Here is a 20134-nt window from a genome sequence, read left to right on the forward strand (position 1 = left end):
AACGAGGCGTTGAGCCCGCGAGCACTAATCGGCCAAGCCACACATTCATACATATCGCATTGGATCCGTGACGCGAGAACGGGTCCGGACGTAAACTGGACTACACGTACGACACGGTCATCGAAGACCACTGATACTGGTGTCAGCGAGTCACGGTTCGATTCCGTGGATCAGCGTTTAGGCGGCCATCGCGGCGGGGTTCCTCCCGTACCCATCCCGAACACGGAAGATAAGCCCGCCTGCGTATTGGTGAGTACTGGAGTGGGAGACCCTCTGGGAGAGCCGATTCGCCGCCCTCACTCATACTACAATTCATACTCACGCCCCGCAGAGCACCTGCTCTGTGGGGCGTTTTGCATGTATACTGTGCCGAAACCAGAAAGACATAGCTCATGCCACACATCAATTTAGTCACATCGTTGCCACTCCCACGTAGTCGTATGTCCCCGTTTTATCGTTTACCTGATTGGTTGGTCTTCGTACCAAATTCTTTTGGAGCGAACCTTATTCAACTGTCTCTGGTATGACCAGATCATGTCAGATTCCGGTGGATCATGGCTCGATACCGTTTATGGATTGATGTCTTCGTCCCGGCGACGGTACATTTTGTACTACTTTTTAGACAACCAAGCAGCAACCGTTGACGATCTCGTCCGCCAGATCTCCGAGTGGGAATCGGATGTGGTATCCGATTCGATTCGCGTGTCTCTCCATCATCATCATCTTCCGCGGCTTGCAGAACACGGTCTCGTAGAATATGGGAGCAGTGATGTCCACAGCACGTCCACGTTTGGAACTCTTCGTGAAACTGTTGCTCAGGCGCGTGCGGTCGAAATGGATTCACAGGATGGTCAGCGTCCCCCCGTATTCAGGAGGGGATCCGAATCAGTCTCGGAACCGGTTTCTGAGGACTAGCGTCCAGCCGTTCACCAGGAACTGAGCAGGAGAATCGGGACAGTACCTGTCTCAGTCGTAGGTGTGGTGCTCAACTGCTTGTTCGAGTAATTCGTCTGGAATTCCTGGGACATCGTCGTTGCGGACCGGCCCGAGTTCGTCGATAAGGGACGGATCTCGTGGGAACTTACGCCGATCCCAGTGGATCGAGATACCTGCCCGTGCACCTTCTCCGAGTGCGATTGGAACTTGATTGTGGCCTGGTGTGAGGTCGCCGACTGCGTAAACGTTTTCGACGGAGGTCCGACCGTGATCGTCGACAATGACGGTCCCATCACCGTTGAGCGCACAGCCGAGTTCTGTCGCGAGGCCGTTGTTGTAGCTCGAGCCGTACAATGCAAATCCGCCGGTGTATTCGCGAACAGTCCCATCCTCAAAGGTCAGTGACTCGAGCCAGCCATCATCGCCGTTCTGGACGCTGGTGATTTCTTCGTGGACAATCTCAATGGGGTGGTTCGAAAGCATCGATTCGGTTTCGTCACTCCAGGTTGGCTCTGTTCCCCGTGTGAGGAGATCAACATCTGACGTGAAATTGAGCATGATTGCAGCGACGTACGCAGCACTCTCGGACGTCCCCATGATATAGACCGGCTCGTCGACGAACATGTAGGCATCACAGTGCAAACAGTAGTGCAGGCCACGTCCAGTACGTGGGAGGGGAGGGTCTGGTCTCTCGTCGGTGAACCCGGTTGCGAGCACGACGTACTCGGCGACGTAGTCGGTGTCGGTTCCACAGAGGGTGATTTCTGGGACGTTGTCGGTAGTCGCTGGCTCATCGTGATTCTGTTTCTGTTCCTGTTCCTGTTCCTGTTCCTGTTCCTGTTCCTGTTCTTCTTCGGAGGAATCACGAGTGCTCTGTTCTGCGCGCGAACAAGATGAAATGGTGTCCCGGAAGACCGTACACCCATAGGCTTCGAGCTGTTCTTTGCCAATCGAAAGGAGTTCAGCCCCACTCGTTTCCTCGGGGATACCGACGACGTTGTGGACGTCCTGCATCATGGCAGCGCGTCCACCTCCGCGGTCAACGAGCGCAGTCTTGTTGCCGAGCCGTGTACAGTACAGTGCCGCACTCAGGCCAGCAGGGCCGCCGCCAACGACAACGACGTCGAACCGTGCCGATGTATTCTCACTTGTCATATCGCTGGTTCACCGAGGAGAGCCAAAAACCTCTCCGCGGGTCTGGGTCTGCTGAGCGATTTCTCTCGCGTGATTGTAGACAACCGCTTCGCTCACAGTGGTGATGGCGGTGTGACGTGTAAAATTGTCCCCCGGAACACTAACGTCCAGCCTCATCCCGTGGCGGCATGCCGCGTCGGCTGGCTAACCCTCGTGCCGGGTGGTTCACGTGTTGCGTGCCTGGGTTCGCCGTGCTGTCATCGCTCCCGAATGGGTACGCTCGGCCGGGGACTAAAGGCACGCAATTGACTTAGGAGCGTGGCGTGTTTAACAGTTTCACTCCTGTTGGTAGGAACTTCGTCAGATGTCCCGATGGTATTTCAATTTATCCACGGACTGACTGACGGGGCTTGCTCGTCTTCAGGCGGGTTGTACGTGCTTGGACCCGGTTCGGGTGGAATTTCCGGACCATCTCCTGGTTTTCCTCCTGTGGACAATTCGCAGGAACGGGTATCGGTTCGTCGAGCGAGTCGGTGGCGGTGAGCCACTGATTCTGGTACATCGTATCGCGGGCGATCAGGTACGAGAGCATGTCCTCGATTGAATTGCGGAGGATGGAGACGTGCCACTGAACGGTCGGTGATGCTGGTGGTGCTGGTGGTGCTGGTGGTGCTGATAGTGCTGGTGGTTCTTGTGGTAGTGACTCGGGAGAATAATCCCGTCTGGCCCACTGATGTTGGTGTCTGAGAAGAAGCCGCACCGGCGTGGTCAGTACATATAGTCGTCTTCGTTAAACTGGACGTACTTCCCGTTGCGGTAGGTGAACTTTCGCTTCTTGTATGCCGCGAGAATCTTCGTTGCGCCGATACCGGCGGAGTACGTCCGGTTAATCAGGGCGTTTCCGGAACTGTCGCCCTGCATGTCGGTGACGACATCGAAGGCCCAGTCCCAGTCGTCGGGTTCGTACTCTTTGACGATGTCTGCGAACGAGACGTTACGCAGGATTTCGTCGCCGATGGCGCGCTTCCAGACCTCGTTGTAATTTTCAAGCGAGTCGGTGGCGGCGAGCCGGCCGGCAATCTTGCCGGTACGAACGGCGACGTGGTAGCCGCCCTCGTGGAAGGCCGAGGTTGTCCCCATTGCACCGCCAGCCACGGCGATGTTCGCGCCGACGGGTGAGTCGATCGGCCGCGTCGAGGAGATGGGGTACGTCTCGGTCCCCTTCGATTTCCCGCGGTCCTTGACGATCGGGATGTCTTCCTCGATGTCGTACTCGTCACCGTACTCGAGTTCCAGCAGTCGCGTGATGTACTCGGAGCCGGAGGGAAGTTGGTCGTCCTCGGGGTCGAGCAGCGCGTAGGCATCGGGGTTGTCGATGTCCTCGAGGCGCATGCCGATGGGCATCGTCAGGCCGACGCGGGCGACGGTGCCGTCGTTGGGGAAGACCCAGGGGTAAGCAGTTTCGCCTGGCATATAGCCCCACCAGAACTTGAGGGTGTCTTCGAACTCCTCGAACAGTTCGGGGGGGAACTCCCGGTACTCCTGATAGGCGATGTGGTTCGCTTCCGGTGGGGAGAGCTGGTCCGAGATGCTCCGTCCTGGCGGGGTGAACTGGTCGAGTGCCTCGAGTGTGATCCGGCGCTGTGGGCCGTCGGCGAGGATGACGTACTGGGCCTCGAGCTGGTCGCCGTTCGAGAGCGTCAGGGTGTGGGTTGGCCCTTTCGGACTCTCGGATCGGAGGTCGGTTTCCAGATTCGAGACGCCGGTGCCGACGCGCAGGTCCGCGCCGGCGTCGGTCGCGCGCTCGTAGAGCCAGTCGTCCATCCGTGCGCGGTGGAATGTGTAGCCGAACTTCGGATAGCTGGCGTCCATCCCCGTCGTGGTGAGTTCGACGGCGCTGTTCGGTCCGACGAACTCGGTACCCTCGAGTTCGCGGAGGACGACCTCGTCGGGGATCTCCTCGAACTCGAAGTCCATAATGTCGATCCAGTAGTCGAGCATGCCGGCGGCGTCCGTCGAGTCCGGCCCGAGTTCCTCCCGGTCCTCGCGGGGGACTCCCTGCTCGAAGAGGACCGTCTCGGCTCCGTGTGTAGCGGCCCGTTCGGCCGCGGTGGCACCCGCGGGTCCGCCACCGACGACCGCGACCTCAACGCGTTCCATACTCCGTGTGGAGTCAGTGGCCCGTATTAAAGTACCTGTATTTCCTCCCTGGAAGGGAGTCCACAGCGTACCTGGCGGCCGCGATCGGTTGGGTCCTGCCCGATCCCTGCCTATCTCACCGTGAGACCAACGTTTTTGCCCGCACCGCGTGAGGCCACGTACATGCCATCGAATGACGCACACGACGAGTATGCCGAGTCTGCTACAGAACCGCCAGTGGCAGACCCAGACGTTCTCGTCCTCCGGAAGGGAACCCACGGAACGCCGGTCGAACAGTACGTCGACGCCATCCGTGATCGGCTCCCGGAGCACACGGTTGCTCTCGCGCGCACCCCTGCTGCGGAACGTGAAGCGATCAAATCCGCTAGCTTCGTCACCGGCATGACGCTCGACGAGGAGCTACTCGAGTCCGCCGAAAAGCTAGAGACGTTCGCCTGCGCGTACGCGGGGACGGGGCATCTGCCGCTCGACGAACTCGAAGCCCGCGGTGTGACGGTGACGAACGCGTCAGGTGTCCACGGTCCGAACATCGGCGAGCACGTGCTGGGTGCGATCCTCCGGTTTACTCGCCGGTTCCACGTGGGAAATCGGCGACAGCGCCGGCGGGAGTGGCGCCACTACAAGGCGTACGAACTGCAGGGATCGACGGTGACGGTCGTCGGCCTCGGTGCCATCGGACAGGCGGTCTGTGAGCGACTGGAGCCGTTCGGTGTGAAGACGATCGGTGTCCGATACTCGCCGGAGAAGGGTGGGCCGACGGACGAGGTTATCAGCTTCGAGGGAGAGGCGTTTCAGGACGCACTCGCCAGAACGGACTACCTCGTGCTGGCGTGTCCGCTCACGGAGACGACGCGCGGGCTGATCGACCGCGAGGCGTTGACGACGCTCGATCCCGAGGCCGTGCTGATCAATATCGCGCGCGGCCCCGTCGTCGACACGGACGCGCTCGTCAGTGCGCTGCGGGGCGGTCGCATCCGTGGCGCATCGCTCGACGTCACCGATCCTGAACCGCTTCCGGAGGACCACCCGCTCTGGACGTTCGACAACGTTCAGATCACGCCGCACAACGCGGGGCACACGCCGCAGTACTACGACCGGCTGGCCGATATCGTCGCGGAAAACGTCGAGCGGCTTTCGAACGAGAACGGTGAGGACAAGTCGGGACCCGAACTCGTCAATCAGGTTCGTCCCTGAACTGGCAGTCTGGTACTCGAGTCGTTGCCAGCAGTTCGGGATCTGTTCTTCGACTGCGGCGTTTGAGAGTCAGGCGAGAGATGCGTTCGTCTTCCCGTGAACTCAGTGGACGCGTACACTTTTTTAGCACTCTATCCCGAAGTCCCGGCATGGTATTCGAATCGGGTGTCGGAGAGACGATGTGTGCGACGAGGAGTTTACAGTCGGTACCGGAGGGATTGCGATGACGCTCACGTTCGACGGAACGGTAATCGTCCCAGCGGCCGATCCCAAGGATGGCAAGCGTACGGCCGAAGCGCTCGCCCCACATCTCGATACGGACAGCCGGGTTGTCCTGGTGAACGTCATCGAGAAGGGAGGGGGCACGATCGACAAGGCACCGATGGAGCAGCGAAAGGAGTACGCCGACGAAATCTTCTCGGAGGCGCGCAAACCGCTCGTCGACGCCCCGGCAGCGATCGAATCCGAGACGCTGTTTGGAACCGACATTGTCGAAACGATCTTCGACGCAGCGGACGAGTACGATGCGGACGCTGTTGTCTTCACTGCTCGGGAAGGAAACCGGATCGCAGAACTGCTGACGGGCGACGTTGCCCGCCGGTTAGTCAAAGAGGGAACTGTTCCGGCGGTTGCCTTGCCACAGTCGACAGCGGAGTGACGCTAGATTGATCGTGGCCTGCTAGTGGCCCGCCGGTGGCTTGCTAGCGGCTTGTTAGCGGCCTGGAAGCAAACTGACAACGGGCCGGCCCACAGAGAATTGATTTCAGTCAGTGTGGTATTTCCGGCCGTTTCAGTCGGCACTTACCTCGGGAACGAGGGGTCCGTCACCGTCGGTGTCGCTGTCACCGTTTCGCTCACTCGTCTCATCGCGTAGCTGCGCGGCGAGTTCGTCACCCGCCTCGCAAAGTGCTACGGTGTTCGTCTCCGGATCGAACTCGAGTACACCGGCGTCAGCTAGCTTCGGAACGTGCGTGTGACGAAGTGAGATGTGGATCCGCTTGCGCGTTCCGAGCAGGGCGTCGCCGGTCGCAGCGAGAGCGCCGGTGCCCTGCTCGTCGGCGGCGAGAACGACGTGATCGGCGACGTCCGACAGTGGGACTGGGTCCGTTTCCTCGAGTCCGTCGAGATACTGGAGTACGGCACGGCGGCGCCAGTCTGCGAGCAGCTCGAAGGCGGCGTCAGTGGCCGCAGCGTCGGCAGCGCCGGCAGGCGTCGAGAGCGATTCAGGATCGGAGATCACTGGAAGCATACTCACTACTCTGGGTGCCACCCCCTTGTGTCGCGCGCCAAAATAACGAGGTAAACTACAACTACAAATAGAGTAAAAACCAGTCGATAGGGCTCGGGACCGCTACAGGTAGCCGTTCTCGAGTAACAGTTCACCGTTCAGCACACTCGCGCCCGCAGCGCCGCGGATCGTGTTGTGTGCGAGGCAGTTGTACTGGAGGCCGAACGGCGTTTCCTGTAGACCGCCCGCGGCAATCGCCATGCCGTCGCCGACGGTGCGGTCCATCCGCGGCTGTGGGCGATCTGGTTCGTCGAAGACGTGAATGAGTGGTTCCGGCGAGGAGCGCAGGTCGAGCGACGGGAACGCACGCATTGCCTCGGCGGCGTCGGCCGGCGTGAGTTCGTCTTCGGTTTCCACCCAGACGTTCTCGAGGTGGCCGTCGATCGTCGGGATGCGGTTACACGACGCCGAGACCGCCATCTCGTTGTGCGAGAGTTCCGCGCCGTCGAACTCGCCGAGCAGTTTGCGCGACTCCGTCTCGAGTTTGTCTTCCTCGCTGCCGATGTAGGGGATGGCGTTGTCGATGATCTCCATCGAGGAGACACCGTCGTAGCCCGCGCCGGAGACGGCCTGCAGGGTCGAGACGTGGACCTTCTCGAGGCCGTACTCCGCGATCGCGGCGAGCGTCGGGACGAACGTAATCGTCGAGCAGTTCGGGTTCTTGACCAGCGCGCCGTCCCAGCCGCGTTCGTCGCGCTGGACCTCGAGCAGGTCGAGGTGGTCGGCGTTGATCTCCGGGATGACAAGCGGCACGTCCTCGGCCATCCGGCTGTTCGAGGAGTTCGAGGAGACGACGTAGCCCGCCTCACAGAACGCCGGTTCGACCTCCGCCCCGATACTCGAGGGGAGCGAGGAAAAGAGGAGGTCGATATCGTCGGGAACTTCCCCAGGCTCGGTCGCGGTGACGGTCATCTCCCCGATATCGTTGGGGATGGGGCTGTCGACGCGCCACTTTGCAGCCTGTCGGTATGTTTTTCCGGCACTCGAGTCGCTTGCAGTCAGGGCGGCGATATCGAAGTCAGGATGCGGCTCAAGAAGCTGAATCAGTCGTTGTCCAACGGCGCCAGTTGCGCCGAGTACGCCTACTCGTACTGCCATTTTGTGTCACTGAGTGTCGTGGCCGCAAAACCGTTTGGATTTTCATCGCACAGCCGATAACGGCAGTATTTGTTGACATCTGTTCAATTCTCACGTGCTGACTGGTAGCATGGATTGTGTGTCTGCAGCCACGAACTGTGGGGTCGTCGCGCGCCCATAGAAGAAATTAAGAAAACGGGGCTGCATTGAACGACCGATGAACCTTCGACAGACCCGATCCGTTGGGCGTGTCGCACAATCGGAGTGGTCACGATGACCGAGGCGACGAACACACCGCGTGAGCCAGGGCTGCAGAAGACACCGTTCAGTATCGGCGCGACGGTCGTTGCGGCCATCGCTGCGCTGATCGGCCTTGTGTTGCTCTGGACAGGCTATCAGGCGGCCAGTGCAGAGGAACCGGCCGAACTCATGATCATCGGTACCGAACTCGACCTCGTGACGGCCACCGCCGGGGGCATGTTCGTGCTGTTCATCGCGCTCGTCGCGTTCGTCGCCGCGTTCTACATGGAACCCGGCTTCGATCAGTAACGTCGCACGGTCCGACACGATCGCACGGCAGCGATTCTGTTCTTCGCAGTCCCTAGCAGTACAACTGACAGCGACACCAGTTTTCCTCAGTTGAGCACTACCGCTCACCGAACTCGAATCGAACGCAAGAATGCGACGGATTACGCAGGAACCTGCGCGCCCTTCTTCCGCGTCACGTAGCCCGCAATGCGGTTGCGAACGCCCTTGGACTCGACGTTCGTGAGTTTGTCGACGCTGTCTTTGTTCTGTTCGAAGTCGGTCGTGAACGCGTCCGGGTACCGCTCCAGGAGGAGGTTCCCGGTCTTCTTGACGTAGGCCGGTTTGATTGCCATAGAGGGGATTCTTTCTAGAGACTCTTATAACGCACCATTTCCGCTGATGAAGAGTATAGAGTCCTCATCTCTCAGGCTCTCGATTAGGTTAGGGCGGATTAACTGATTTGAGCTGTTCAGTCCTCTTCCTTGCACAAACCGATCGATCCGCCACCTCGTACGCCCACCAGCTCACCACTCTGAATACTCTCGGACCAACTCGAGTGCCTGCCGATCTCGGGAGTCACCGGCGCGGTCGACGATGTCCGCGAAGAACGCGAGTCGCTCCCGGAGTTCGGTGTCGTCGTAGCCGGGGACGCCGAGTCGTGAGGCTGCGACGGTGGCCTCGACGACGGCGCCGAAGCCGCGGTTGATGGTGGGAACGGTTTCGCGCACGACGGCGGCGTCGACGGGTTCGAGCGTCCATGCCTCCCAGTCGGTTCCGTTCTCGGTGCCAGAGTCGAACTGGGTGACTTCGACGCGGACCCAGGCGGCGGCTGCGTCGAGGACTGGCTCCTCGTGTTCGTCGATGGTGAGCGCGGCGTTGGTGAACGCGACGGGGTCGTCGACGAACTGGACGTAGCCCTCGCCCTGGCGGTGGAAGTTGCGTCGGGTGCGGGTATTGCCCCAGGTTCGGGCGGTGATCGTGGGGGGCTTGGGGGCCGTAGTAGTCTTAGTGGCCTTCGAAGTTTTGGGGTCCGTGCTGGCCGCGTCGACCTCTGTCGTCGACTCCTTATCGGCCTCGCTATCTCCATCTCCATCGCCCTCGCCACCGTCCGCGAACAACCCAAGCGCCGCTGCGTTCCACAATCCGTTCGGTCCGAGCGTGGTGACCACAGACTCAGTGACGCCGGTGAGTTCGACTGGCCACTCTGTCGTCTCTGGGTCAGCAGCCGCTTCGTCCGCCCGATCGCTCTTGCTCTCATTCTCGCTTGCACCTCCATTCTCGTGACTGCCGCGCTCACCACTCATATTGAAACCAGTTCGGACTCGAGTGCGATGAACAGTGCGGCCGCGGTGATGTCCGCCGTAGTCCCCGGGTTGATCCCCCGTTCGACGAGCTCGTCGGCGAACGCCTCGACTGCGTCCCGGTCCGTGCTGATCGCATCCTGCGCTGCCAACTCGGCTGCCCGGTCGGTGACCTCCCGTGCAACGTCCTCGCCGCGCCGAGTTGCCACCAGCGTGTCGGGCCGGTCTGCAAGCAACGAGAGAAACACCGTTGCGGCGCGGTCGGGTAGCGGCCCGTCGGCGTCCGCGAGCTGCTCCGCCGCGGCGAACGACCGCTCGAAGCCGGTCACCCACTCGCGGGCGACGTCGTCACCGGGCACACTTTGCTCCATCACGTCGACCAGCGTCAGCCCGCGCTTTTCGAGTGCCGGGATTGCGTCACTCCCGCGACGGACGTCGAGTGGAGCCATGTCTGCGGGTGGGTCGGCAACATGGACATCGACATGTTCGAACGCGCGGTAGAACGCTGCGGCGTCCGCGACGGTGGTCTCTTCGACGAGCGACTCGACGACGGGTTGGGAGAGGTCAGTCGCTGCAGCGCGGACCAGCGGCGTGAGCAGGAGGAGTGCACCAAACTGGGTGTTGTCACCCTCCTGTTCGGCCATACCGGCGACGGCTCGCTCGAAGGCAGGGCCGATGGCTGCGCCGTCTGCGGCCATCTCGAGGCCACGTTGTGCGCCGACTGCGCCAGCGAGGAAGTGTTCGAACCGGAGGTCTGCGAGGTCGCGATGCCGATCGACGTTGCCAGGTTTCGGCGTGCTCGCGACTTCGAGTAGTAGCGCCAGGTGTGCGTTCTGTGCTGGCGTTCGCATGTGTTGTGCGAGTCGGTGCGGTGGTTTAGGCGTGTGGGTTATGTGGTTTCGGTGTGTGGCTGTGGTTGTACAGCGTGCCGTCCGTTTTGCGGGCGTTCGGAACGCCCGTACTGCCGGTAGTCCCGTCGCTCGCTGCTCGTTCTCGTAACCGTCTACACTGCTGTGAAAGACACCGCTGAGAAACTGCTGACAGGCGCGGTTTGGACCCAGCCGGAAGGTCCGTTTGCGATCCGTACGACCCTGCTGTGATCCGATTGGAGCACAGGTTCTCGAATCACGGTCACCCGCGATCCGATACTTGATCTTCTCGCAGATCTCCATCGATGACAGAGATCTGTACTGGATCGTCTGGGGCCTCCGTCGAGGACTGCATCTCGTGTCCGTCTTACGTGACACTTGATTTCTCCCGACTCGAGACGACCGGTTTCACACTGGTTCGTCCCGATCGGCTGGTGTGTCCCCGCGACGCTGCCACAGCATGTTGTATGCTACCGATGAGCATAAGCGTTTGCTGGCGTTCTTCCGACTGTCCGGTTTGGTGATGCTTGGTGGTCAGTGTAATCGAGATGAGTCTCGTCTGCCCGATTTGTCGTTCAACTGCCGAGGAAAACGCGGACTGGTCAGGAACATCCTGACCAGTCAGCATCGACGTGACGTTCGTCTGCTCTCCGCTCGGTTGTGATCACGGGTGGATCCTACTGGTGGTCCGTCCACATCGGTGGTGACAGCCGACCTGAACTCGTGATCGTTCCCGCCGTTGAATCGCGTCCGCGAGTCGCTGTGGCGCGGGTGTGCCCAGTATCGCTGTGCGAAGCGTCACTGCACCAGGAGTCAGTACTGGTTGGAAACGTTCGCCGGAGACTGTTCCTGTATCCGGTGCCGGCAACCTTGCCCTGGTGCACGTGAGCATTCACCACTATCTATCCTAAAGATTTGCCCTTGGCTATTTGGGTACCCGTCGTCTGTCTGACTGTGAACTGGTCTAACGTGTATTCGCTGCCGGGGAGAGACCACTAGCCCTAAACCCGCAAGCGGTCAACTCTGACCGATGACTGATACGGAGGCACCACAGTCCTCGCGCCTTCCCGACGACTGTGAGCCCGTTCGCGACGCGTTGATCACGTGGTACGAGGATGACCACCGCGACTTTCCCTGGCGTCGGACTGCGGACCCGTACGAAATCCTCGTCAGTGAGGTGATGAGCCAACAGACCCAGCTCGGTCGCGTCGTCGAGGCCTGGGAGGAGTTCCTTGAGCGCTGGCCGTCGACGGCCGATCTCGCGGCCGCCGACCGGGCCGATGTCGTCGGCTTCTGGACGGGCCACAGCCTCGGTTACAACAACCGAGCGAAGTACCTCCACGAGGCCGCAGCGCAGGTCGAAACGGAGTACGACGGAACGTTTCCCGAAACGCCCGACGAGCTCCAGGAGCTGATGGGCGTCGGTCCCTACACCGCCAACGCCGTCGCCAGCTTCGCGTTCAACAACGGAGACGCCGTCGTCGATACGAACGTCAAGCGCGTCCTCTATCGCGCGTTCGACGTACCGGACGACGACGCGGCGTTCGAGGAGGCGGCAAACGACCTGATGCCCGACGACCGCTCGCGAGTCTGGAACAACGCGATCATGGAACTGGGCGGCGTCGCCTGCGAGCAGACGCCTTCGTGCGACGAGGCTGGCTGTCCATGGCGTGAGTGGTGTTCGGCCTACGCTAGCGGCGATTTTACCGCTCCGGACGTGCCGACGCAGCCCAGCTTCGAGGGGAGCCGTCGCCAGTTTCGTGGCCGAATCATCTCGACACTCAAAGAGTACGACGAACTCGAACTCGACACCCTCGGTCACCGGATCCGCATCGACTACACGCCAGACGGAGAGTACGGTCGGGAGTGGCTCAGCGGGCTCCTTTCGGACCTCGCAGACGATGAGTTGGTCGAGTTCGACGGAGACGGGGATGGAGACGGAGACGACCCTGTTGCACGACTCCGGCGGTAACGCCGACCGAACTCGGCTTCTGCCGTTTTTCGACCGATACAGGACACGAGTGGCCAGTCTGTGTGACTCACGTACTATTAGGCTCGAATACAGTTTATGTTTCCAATAGATTAAAGGATAAAGATTAGAAACGGTTCGAGTATGCGAAGACGTGAACTACTTGCCGGAAGCGGTACCGTCGCAGCCATCGCCCTCTCCGGGTACACCGGTGCAGCGACGGACGGCGCTCTCGGCAGTCAGGCCTCCCTCCCGTCTGACATCGAGTCCGTTTTTGAGCTGGTCCCCGCAGAATCGACCCTCGAGACGACCGTTCAACACCTCATCTACTCGCGTGTTGACGGTCAGGAACACCAGCCTGGCTACCCTGGAATCCACGGCATCGTCGACGAGTTCGACGACATCGACGCCGACGAGATTGCTGAAACCGTCCTGGTTATCGGCGACGACATGCAACTCGCCGCGATCACTGGCTCGTTCGAGCAGCCAGATATCGGTGACGACGACACTGACGGCTGGGCTGTCGGCGAGGTCAATGACGATCCGCTCGCAGCCGCCGATGGAAAACTGGTCATCGCACTCGGTGACGACGGCGAGGACACCATCGACGCAGCCATTGCGGCGGCAAACGGAGACGAGCCGTCCATCCTCACCGATCCCGAGGTGACCGAGACGATAGTCGACCACCTCGATTCGATGTCGTACGTCACGATCGTTCCGGACGTGTCTGCGGTTCCGTCCCCCGGGTTCGACACTGAGCTGGTCGACGCGATCGGCATCGGACTCGAACACCCACTTGGAACACACAGCGACGACGACACGCTCGAAAACAGCTACGTGTTCCAGCTGTCCTCGAGTGCGGCCGATGTCGACGACGAGTGGGTCCACGAACAACTCCGGCGACTTGAGGAGGGGGATGTTCTCGAGGCGTCGATCGACCGTTCGGGGGCAGTCATCCACGTGGACGCAGTCGTCGAACAACCGCCAGAGCGGGACCGTGACGCCGCACCTGACGCCACCGTTCGCGCCCGACCGAACGCCGACGAGGGTGTCGCGACGTTCGAACACGTCGACGGCGACTCGATCGACGCCGACATGCTCGACGTGTGGCAGAACGGCGACCTCGCCGACGACCAGCTTTCCGACGAGTATGCGACGTTCTCGGAGGGAGATACCTTCGAACTCGAGACGGGGCCAATCGCCGACGTCGGACTGCGCTGGTTCGACGAGGACGAAGGCGTCTATTACTACTACGGGACGACCACGGTCGGCAGGGAGTCGTTCGAGGCGAGCTACGACTACGATACCGAGACCGTCGAAATCACGTACACTGGTGAGCGCGAGGTAGACTCCGATCTCCTCGAACTGGTTCGGCGGGCCGACGGTGCTTCGGGGACCGAGCGATCGGCGATCGACGGCCGACGCTCGCTGACGACCGGCGAGACGATTACAGTCGAGGACGTCACGCTGGGTGACCGGGTCTCGCTCGACCTGGCGGTGCCAGCCAATCCGAACAGGGCACAACGGTCGCTCGTCTCCTACCGGGTTCGGCCGCCTCGGATGTTCCTCTCCAGTCACGAAGAAACCATCACTGCCAGGTACCACGATGAGCAGACCCGCGACGCCGATGCGTTCCGCGTACTGACCGACGACGAGCCAGCAGCGACCCAGTTTACCGACGTGACTGCTACCCTGTCGGAGGGCGACAGCATCGAACTCGGCGAGGTAGACCACGGCACGCACGTCGCCATCGAGTGGCACGAACCCGACGAGCCTGCGGTCCTCGCGGAGGAGGTCGTTCGACCGCACGCCCGTGTAGATATCACCTACGACGACAGCGAGGGAACGGTCACGGTCGACCACGTCGAAGGCTCTGCGGTCGATACCGACGATCTCGAGTTACGGGCAGGTGACGACCTGATGGCCGTACAGCCGGCCGACGAGTACGACACGTTCGAACCCGGCGACAGCCTCACGGCCGAGGCCGAGCCGTTCGCGAGAGTCGAACTCGTCTGGGAGGGTCCTGAGGACACCGAATACAGTATCGGCCACACAACTGCTGGCCGAGACCTGCTCGACGCAGAGTACGACCACGACGCGCGCGAGGTCGAGATTGTCTACACTGGTAGCCAGCCTGCTGACCCGTCGTTCCTCTCTCTCAACTACAGACGCGACGGTCCCGCCGGCGCAGACGACGATCTGGGCGGTGATCTATTCGAGCAGGCCCACGAGACGTTGACCAACGGCGACAGCATCGTGCTCGAGGACGTCGGCGTTGAGGACCGGATCACCGTCATGGTGGTTCAGGAGGGCGAGAACTACGTCTCACGCCGCTCTCTTTTCCACTTCACACCGGAGCCGAATCGGTCGTTCCGCTTCGACGAACGCGAAGACGGACTCGTTGCCGCCTACCGAGAGCGGACGAGTCGAGACGCCGAGTCCTTCAACCTTCTCGTCGACGGCGAGCCAGCCGCGGTCCAGCCCGCGGATCGCCACGAGACGCTGACTGTCGGTGATGAACTCGAGCTCGGTACGTTCGATGCCGGCACTGAGCTTACCGTCCAGTGGATCGTGCCTGACGAACCGCGATCGGTCCGGAGTCACGTCGTTGCCCCGACTGTCGAGTTCGATATCGAATACGAGACGGACGCCGAGGAGGTAACCGTCGAACACGTCGGCGGCGACGAAATCGGCGCTGACGACCTGGGCGTGATCGTCGAACCGACACAGATGGACCCCACTGGCTGGGACGAACATGAGACTGTCTCCGAGGGCGATACCACGACGATCGACGCGGTCGACGAATCCAGTCCACACGGCGACCAGGACCCGATCGTGGCGGTGGTCGTGTACAAGGAGGACAACCAGCTCACGTACGAGCGACTCGACGACTGACTGCTCGCGTCGCTCACACGGTCGAATCGAGTAACCGCTGTACTCTGTACTGGTGTGCAAGGAAGGCACAACAAACGAACGCGAGCGCTGCAACCTGTACTGCTTCGACCAGGATGACAGTGGAGGCGATCTCGAGTTCGACCAGTGGCGAGCCGTTCGTCCAGTCGGCGAACCAGGCGGTCGCGAGGAGCGTCGCGGCACCGATTGCGAGCAGGGCTGCGGAGATAACGGGACCGAACGAGGAGAGGTTCGTCGAGTGTGGTTGAAACAGTCGTCGTTCGAAACAGAACTGGGCGGTGAGGAGACCAGTCAGGAAGACGGTAGCAACGATGAGGCCGGTCAGCCCGGTGACGTACTCGGCGATGAGTAACCAGACAACCCAGCCTGCGGCGAGCGTCAGGGCAGTGGTGCCACGCCGAAGGAAGACCGCCGAGCGGATGTCGCTTACCGTTGAATCGACGATGCCGGCCCTGAGAAACGTCCCAGCGAGAAGGATTCCGAGTCCGAGCAGGGCTGCCGACGTCGTCCCGGAGCCGATGATGAGTCCGAACCAGAGTCCGACTGCGAGCGCTTCGACGACGGCGATCGTGAGCGCTGCGGTCATCCCGACGAGCCGTTGCCGAGTTGTGCGGCCGAGAACACCGGGGTGTCGAATCACGCTCACAGTACTCACACCCGCCGTCTTTTGTCCCAGTGGGTTTCGTTATCCGATGATTACTGCATGCCGGACGCGTCCGAGTAGGAGACCCCACACGATCGACAGTGACTCCCTGTGTCTCTCCCTCACACACTCAGGCGGTCGTGAACGCGCAAACACCCGTATTAGCGCCGCGTGTGTCGATCGGCGTCACGTCTGGTACCTCCAGTAGCACACTCATACTAGCAGCTACCGTCCGGGTAGGAGGCTCTTACCCAGTTTCCCCGCACACGGGCGCTGAAAAACAGTCCACAGAATTATGTACGGGGGTGTTGTCGTGGCGGATTATGCCCGAATCAGAGCAACAGGACAGGACACTCTCCGAACTCGTCGTCAAGGAAGCCGTCGGGAAGGGGCTCGACTCGTCGATGCGTGAGTCGATCCTCGAAGCCGTCGAAGAGGCCGACGGCTCACACGAACAGCGGTCGCTCGGACTCGCTGCCGGCGCGTTCGGCCTCGGTGCCGCCCTCGGATTTCTCGCCGGTCGCGAGTCACCGACACTCGAGGAGACGCCGCTCTCGGACGTCGATGAGCCGGACGTGATCGAGGATGTGATGGGGTCGGACACAGAGACGGAGACGGAGTCGGCGGTCGAGGAGACGACGGAGGCAGTTGAAGAGGTGACTGGCGACGAGGCCGCAGCTACGGATGAGGGAGGGAGCGGATTCATGCGGCTCGTCCTGCTGGTCGGAGCAATTGTCGGCATCGCGTATCTCCGACGGCGCTTCTCGGGCGAGGAAGAGGAGTGGGAGCCGATCGAGGAGTTCGAGCCGGCGAGCGACCTGGCGGAGAAAGCAGAGGAGGGACTCGAGGACGTTGCGGAGAGTGAGATGGGTATCGAAGACGAAGGTGGGGACGAGGGCGCGGACGAAGATACTGCGTCGGACTCCGATGGTGTCGGTGATGACGGCGATGAGGAGGCGGACGCTGAAGACGAGGGCGAGGACGAAGACGAAGACGACGAATAACCGGGGTATCCGATCTACGTCGCTCACGCTCCCTTTTCGGCAACTGACCGTCTCTGTCGTTGCAGTTCCCATTTCGGTCCCGGTGGCGCCCTTCCACACCCAGTCCTCACATGTCGGCACACGGTTACAGTCGCGCGCTGACGAAGGAGCTAAGGGGCCGACGCCGACAGTGTGAAGCCAATGGAGACGACCCACCGCGTTTTCGTCGGTGACTCTCGTGATCTCGCCGCAGTCGACGACGATACCGTCGAACTCGTCGTCACGTCCCCGCCGTACCCCATGATCGAAATGTGGGACGACCTCTTTACCGAACTCGACCCTGCGATCGGCGACGCACTCGAGTCCGGCGCGGGTCGCCGGGCGTTCGAGGCGATGCACGCCCAACTCGATCGCGTCTGGGACGAGGTCGAGCGAGTGCTCGTCGATGGTGGCATCGCCTGTATCAACGTCGGCGACGCGACCCGATCGGTCGACGGGAGCTTTCGCGTCTTCTCGAATCACGCGCGGGTACTCGAGGCGTTCGAGTCGCGCGGATTCGATCCGTTACCGGACGTGCTCTGGCGCAAGCCGACGAACAGCGCCGCGAAATTCATGGGAAGCGGGACGCTGCCGCCGAACGCGTACGTGACCCTCGAACACGAGTACGTGCTGCTCTTTCGCAACGGTGGCGACAGCCGCTCCTTCGAGCCCGGTGCGGACCGGCGATACGAGGCGGCGTACTTCTGGGAGGAGCGAAACAGTTGGTTCTCGGACGTCTGGACGGACGTACAGGGTGAGTTACAGCACCTCGAGCGCCCCGACGATACCGATATCGAGCCCAGTGATCAGGACACAGACTTGCGTGACCGCTCTGCCGCCTATCCGTTCGAGATTCCCTACCGGCTCATCACGATGTACTCCGCCTACGGCGATACAGTACTCGACCCGTTCTGGGGGACCGGCACGACGACGCTAGCCGCGATGTGTGCTGGCCGGCACTCGATCGGGCAGGAACTCGAGTCGGGCTTTCGCGAGGTCTTCGACGAGCGAGTCGAGCGGGTGCCATCGCTTTCTCGATCAGTTGGGCGAGCGCGACTCGAGCGCCATCGCGAGTTCGTCGAGCAGCGTCGCGCAGACGGAAAGGATCTGTCCTACGATGCGGTCCACTACGACACGTCAGTCGTCACCAAGATGGAGCGGGAACTCCTGCTCAGAGAGGTAGTTGAGACGGACACCGTCACGGACGGCTATCGCGCCGTTCACGAACCGTTGTTCGAGTAGATCCACTAACTTACGGACACTATCCATACTAATACAGGTTTCATTCAACAGCTGACAGTACGTCGTTTGACACGGACACCGGTACTTTTGGTGGTTCACGCCAGTATGTCAGGTGTGACCACTGTGAACGACTCAATCGATCTCGATCGCTTCGATTCGAAACGATCGACAGCATATGCGAAACGAGGGATGGTTGCGACCAGCCAGCCGCTTGCATCCCAAGCGGGTGTCTCGATCCTGCAAGACGGCGGAAACGCGTTCGACGCGGCCGTTGCGACGGCGGCCGCGCTCAACGTCGTCGAGCCGACCTCGACGGGCCTTGGCGGTGACGTTTTTGCACTCTATCGCACCGCAGACGGCGAGGTCGGCGCGATGCGTTCCTGTGGCGGCGCACCGGCCGAGACGTCGATCGAGACCGTGCAGGAGTTCCTCCGCGACTCCGACGACCCGGGACAGTACTATCCCGAGTCCCGTGGCTACGCAGTCGACGGTGACGCTGACGAAGACGAACTCGAGATGCCCTTCCTCGGCCCGCACGCGGTCACGGTACCCGGCACGGCCCGTGGCTGGGAAGCAACGGTACAGGAACTCGGCCGAAAGACGCTCGGTGACGTTCTCGAGCCGGCGATTCACTACGCAACGGAGGGGTATCCGGTTTCGCCAATTATCGCTCACCACTGGTCGGGTGCCGAGGACCTGTTCACGGACGAGAACGCCCGCGAGGCGTACCTCTTCGACGGCGAGAGCCCGGATCCAGGACAGGTCGTCACCCTGCCGAAACTCGGCAAGTCGATGCAACAGATTGCTGACGAGGGCGCGGATGCCTTCTACGAGGGCGAAATCGCGGACGCCATCGTCGAGGAGATCCAGGACGCTGGCGGGGTCATGAGCCACGACGACCTCGCTTCGTTCGAACCCGAGTTCATCGATCCCGTCGAGACGACCTACAACGGTGCGACGGTGTACGAACTCCCGCCGAACAATCAGGGACTCATCGCGCTCGAGGCGCTCAACATCGCGGAGGAGATCGGTGCGGGTGAACACGAGTACGACTCGCCAGAGCGCATCCACGCCTTTACAGAGGCGATGAAACTGGCGTTCGTCGACGGCCACCACTACATCACGGACCCCGAGTACGAGACGGTTCCGCCGCTTGCCGCCAAGTCCTACGCACGCGAGCGGGCGAACGCGATCGGTGACGCCCCGATTCAGGACCCCGAAGTCGGCGTCCCGAACGCGAACGCCGAGGACGCTGACACGGTCCTCCTTACGGTCGCGGACGACGAAGGGAATCTCGTCTCCTACATCAACTCCCGATTCGCCGGCTTCGGTAGCGGTCTCGTCGCGGGCGAAACGGGCATCGCGCTCCAGAACCGCGGCGCGTCGTTCTCGCTCGATCCGGATCATCCGAACAGTCTGGCAGCCGGCAAACGGCCGTTCCACACGCTCGTTCCCGCCATCGCGCAACTCGACGAGGACGACTGGCTCGCCTTCGGCGTGATGGGCGGCTACATGCAGCCACAGGGTCACGTCCAGGTCCTCTCGAACCTGATCGACTACGATATGTCGCTGCAGGACGCTCTCGACGCACCGCGCTGGCGCTACCGCGAGGACGGCACCCTGGGCGTCGAGGAGCGACTCCCCGCACTGGCGAAACTCGCTCGAACGGGCCACGACGTCGGCGTCCTCCCGCCGGTGATGTTCGGTGGTGCACAGATCGTCCGCCAGAACGGCGACACACTCTCCGGCGCAACAGAACCGCGCAAGGACGGGGCAGCGATCGGCTACTGACCATCGCTCTCGGACCGACTCCAATTCTCCCGGAGGAGGTCTGGAAATAATCCTGCGCGAAGTTTTT

General features: G+C 61.6%; 18 protein-coding genes and 1 rRNA gene. 10 read left to right on the forward strand and 9 right to left on the reverse strand.

What is annotated here, in order from left to right; genetic code table 11:
- Window positions 1-177 precede the first annotated feature (177 nt).
- Window positions 178-299: ribosomal RNA gene (gene rrf, locus C483_RS00500) — 5S ribosomal RNA — on the forward strand.
- A 280-nt stretch (window positions 300-579) separates the two neighbouring features.
- The gene (locus tag C483_RS21305) at window positions 580-915 is read left to right on the forward strand and encodes a DUF7344 domain-containing protein (protein ID WP_449289178.1); all 336 of its coding nucleotides are present in this window, start codon (window positions 580-582) and stop codon (window positions 913-915) included.
- Window positions 916-966: 51 nt separating this feature from the next.
- Here C483_RS21305 and C483_RS00505 read toward each other — a convergent pair whose 3' ends face one another.
- The 3 genes from C483_RS00505 to C483_RS00515 all read right to left on the reverse strand — a co-directional run bounded on the left by C483_RS00505 (window position 967) and on the right by C483_RS00515 (window position 4230).
- Window positions 967-2091: an NAD(P)/FAD-dependent oxidoreductase gene (locus tag C483_RS00505; RefSeq protein ID WP_006651384.1), complete on the reverse strand. Its 1125-nt coding sequence runs from the start codon at window positions 2089-2091 to the stop codon at window positions 967-969.
- A 364-nt stretch (window positions 2092-2455) separates the two neighbouring features.
- Window positions 2456-2662, reverse strand: coding sequence for a manganese catalase family protein (locus C483_RS19760; protein WP_006651385.1), 207 nt, complete (start codon window positions 2660-2662; stop codon window positions 2456-2458).
- Between the two features lie 176 nt (window positions 2663-2838).
- Complete coding sequence (locus C483_RS00515) at window positions 2839-4230, reverse strand: NAD(P)/FAD-dependent oxidoreductase (RefSeq protein WP_006651386.1); 1392 nt, start codon at window positions 4228-4230, stop codon at window positions 2839-2841.
- Window positions 4231-4392: 162 nt separating this feature from the next.
- Here C483_RS00515 and C483_RS00520 point away from each other — a divergent pair, with 162 nt between their 5' ends.
- Together C483_RS00520 and C483_RS00525 are read left to right on the forward strand one after the other, a co-directional pair.
- Window positions 4393-5424 (forward strand): D-2-hydroxyacid dehydrogenase, encoded by a 1032-nt coding sequence (locus C483_RS00520; RefSeq protein WP_006651387.1) that lies wholly within the window; start codon window positions 4393-4395, stop codon window positions 5422-5424.
- 223 nt (window positions 5425-5647) lie between these two features.
- Window positions 5648-6082: a universal stress protein gene (locus tag C483_RS00525; protein WP_049912351.1), complete on the forward strand. Its 435-nt coding sequence runs from the start codon at window positions 5648-5650 to the stop codon at window positions 6080-6082.
- A 132-nt stretch (window positions 6083-6214) separates the two neighbouring features.
- Here C483_RS00525 and C483_RS00530 read toward each other — a convergent pair whose 3' ends face one another.
- Window positions 6215-6673, reverse strand: coding sequence for a DUF7344 domain-containing protein (locus C483_RS00530; RefSeq protein WP_006651389.1), 459 nt, complete (start codon window positions 6671-6673; stop codon window positions 6215-6217).
- Window positions 6674-6775: 102 nt separating this feature from the next.
- A complete protein-coding gene (asd, locus tag C483_RS00535; protein ID WP_006651390.1) occupies window positions 6776-7810 on the reverse strand; it encodes an aspartate-semialdehyde dehydrogenase in 1035 nt (344 codons plus the stop codon).
- A 252-nt stretch (window positions 7811-8062) separates the two neighbouring features.
- On the opposite strand from asd, the gene C483_RS00540 reads away from it, so the two are divergent.
- Window positions 8063-8338, forward strand: a complete 276-nt coding sequence (locus C483_RS00540) for a hypothetical protein (RefSeq protein WP_049912352.1) — start codon at window positions 8063-8065, stop codon at window positions 8336-8338.
- A gap of 140 nt (window positions 8339-8478) precedes the next feature.
- Here the strand turns inward: C483_RS00540 and C483_RS00545 are convergent, their stop codons facing one another.
- From C483_RS00545 to C483_RS00555, 3 genes are all read right to left on the reverse strand, one after another.
- Window positions 8479-8670 carry a 30S ribosomal protein S17e gene (locus C483_RS00545; RefSeq protein ID WP_004267024.1) on the reverse strand — a complete coding sequence of 64 codons (192 nt, stop codon included), beginning with the start codon at window positions 8668-8670 and terminating at the stop codon, window positions 8479-8481.
- Between the two features lie 171 nt (window positions 8671-8841).
- On the reverse strand, window positions 8842-9621 hold the full coding sequence (locus tag C483_RS00550) for a DUF447 domain-containing protein (RefSeq protein ID WP_006651392.1): 780 nt from the start codon (window positions 9619-9621) through the stop codon (window positions 8842-8844).
- Entirely contained in the window at window positions 9618-10469 is an 852-nt protein-coding gene (locus tag C483_RS00555) for a triphosphoribosyl-dephospho-CoA synthase (RefSeq protein WP_006651393.1), read from the reverse strand. The genes C483_RS00550 and C483_RS00555 overlap by 4 nt, the downstream gene beginning before the upstream one ends.
- A gap of 1048 nt (window positions 10470-11517) precedes the next feature.
- Between C483_RS00555 and C483_RS00560 the strand changes: the two genes are divergently transcribed.
- A complete protein-coding gene (locus C483_RS00560) occupies window positions 11518-12459 on the forward strand; it encodes an A/G-specific adenine glycosylase (RefSeq protein WP_006651394.1) in 942 nt (313 codons plus the stop codon).
- A 141-nt stretch (window positions 12460-12600) separates the two neighbouring features.
- Window positions 12601-15351, forward strand: coding sequence for a hypothetical protein (locus tag C483_RS00565; protein WP_006651395.1), 2751 nt, complete (start codon window positions 12601-12603; stop codon window positions 15349-15351).
- A gap of 13 nt (window positions 15352-15364) precedes the next feature.
- Here C483_RS00565 and C483_RS00570 read toward each other — a convergent pair whose 3' ends face one another.
- Window positions 15365-16015 (reverse strand): hypothetical protein, encoded by a 651-nt coding sequence (locus tag C483_RS00570; protein WP_049912349.1) that lies wholly within the window; start codon window positions 16013-16015, stop codon window positions 15365-15367.
- Between the two features lie 320 nt (window positions 16016-16335).
- On the opposite strand from C483_RS00570, the gene C483_RS00575 reads away from it, so the two are divergent.
- The 3 genes from C483_RS00575 (at window position 16336) to C483_RS00585 (ending at window position 20067) form a co-directional block, all read left to right on the forward strand.
- Window positions 16336-17016: a hypothetical protein gene (locus C483_RS00575; RefSeq protein ID WP_006651397.1), complete on the forward strand. Its 681-nt coding sequence runs from the start codon at window positions 16336-16338 to the stop codon at window positions 17014-17016.
- A 180-nt stretch (window positions 17017-17196) separates the two neighbouring features.
- Window positions 17197-18276: a DNA-methyltransferase gene (locus C483_RS00580; protein ID WP_006651398.1), complete on the forward strand. Its 1080-nt coding sequence runs from the start codon at window positions 17197-17199 to the stop codon at window positions 18274-18276.
- A gap of 105 nt (window positions 18277-18381) precedes the next feature.
- Window positions 18382-20067 (forward strand): gamma-glutamyltransferase family protein, encoded by a 1686-nt coding sequence (locus tag C483_RS00585; RefSeq protein WP_394295573.1) that lies wholly within the window; start codon window positions 18382-18384, stop codon window positions 20065-20067.
- Window positions 20068-20134: the final 67 nt, after the last annotated feature.

It is taken from the genome of Natrialba hulunbeirensis JCM 10989 (genome assembly GCF_000337575.1).
In the GTDB taxonomy this organism is placed as follows: Archaea; Halobacteriota; Halobacteria; order Halobacteriales; family Natrialbaceae; genus Natrialba; species Natrialba hulunbeirensis.

Excerpts from the sequence above, each read along its gene's own strand:
- C483_RS21305 (WP_449289178.1), top strand. The coding sequence starts at position 580 with ATGTCTTCGTCCCGGCGACGGTACATTTTGTACTACTTTTTAGACAAC.
- C483_RS00505 (WP_006651384.1), bottom strand. The coding sequence starts at position 2,091 with ATGACAAGTGAGAATACATCGGCACGGTTCGACGTCGTTGTCGTTGGC.
- C483_RS19760 (WP_006651385.1), bottom strand. The coding sequence starts at position 2,662 with ATGCTCTCGTACCTGATCGCCCGCGATACGATGTACCAGAATCAGTGG.
- C483_RS00515 (WP_006651386.1), bottom strand. The coding sequence starts at position 4,230 with ATGGAACGCGTTGAGGTCGCGGTCGTCGGTGGCGGACCCGCGGGTGCC.
- C483_RS00520 (WP_006651387.1), top strand. The coding sequence starts at position 4,393 with ATGCCATCGAATGACGCACACGACGAGTATGCCGAGTCTGCTACAGAA.
- C483_RS00525 (WP_049912351.1), top strand. The coding sequence starts at position 5,648 with ATGACGCTCACGTTCGACGGAACGGTAATCGTCCCAGCGGCCGATCCC.
- C483_RS00530 (WP_006651389.1), bottom strand. The coding sequence starts at position 6,673 with ATGCTTCCAGTGATCTCCGATCCTGAATCGCTCTCGACGCCTGCCGGC.
- asd (WP_006651390.1), bottom strand. The coding sequence starts at position 7,810 with ATGGCAGTACGAGTAGGCGTACTCGGCGCAACTGGCGCCGTTGGACAA.
- C483_RS00540 (WP_049912352.1), top strand. The coding sequence starts at position 8,063 with ATGACCGAGGCGACGAACACACCGCGTGAGCCAGGGCTGCAGAAGACA.
- C483_RS00545 (WP_004267024.1), bottom strand. The coding sequence starts at position 8,670 with ATGGCAATCAAACCGGCCTACGTCAAGAAGACCGGGAACCTCCTCCTG.
- C483_RS00550 (WP_006651392.1), bottom strand. The coding sequence starts at position 9,621 with ATGAGTGGTGAGCGCGGCAGTCACGAGAATGGAGGTGCAAGCGAGAAT.
- C483_RS00555 (WP_006651393.1), bottom strand. The coding sequence starts at position 10,469 with ATGCGAACGCCAGCACAGAACGCACACCTGGCGCTACTACTCGAAGTC.
- C483_RS00560 (WP_006651394.1), top strand. The coding sequence starts at position 11,518 with ATGACTGATACGGAGGCACCACAGTCCTCGCGCCTTCCCGACGACTGT.
- C483_RS00565 (WP_006651395.1), top strand. The coding sequence starts at position 12,601 with ATGCGAAGACGTGAACTACTTGCCGGAAGCGGTACCGTCGCAGCCATC.
- C483_RS00575 (WP_006651397.1), top strand. The coding sequence starts at position 16,336 with ATGCCCGAATCAGAGCAACAGGACAGGACACTCTCCGAACTCGTCGTC.
- C483_RS00580 (WP_006651398.1), top strand. The coding sequence starts at position 17,197 with ATGGAGACGACCCACCGCGTTTTCGTCGGTGACTCTCGTGATCTCGCC.
- C483_RS00585 (WP_394295573.1), top strand. The coding sequence starts at position 18,382 with ATGTCAGGTGTGACCACTGTGAACGACTCAATCGATCTCGATCGCTTC.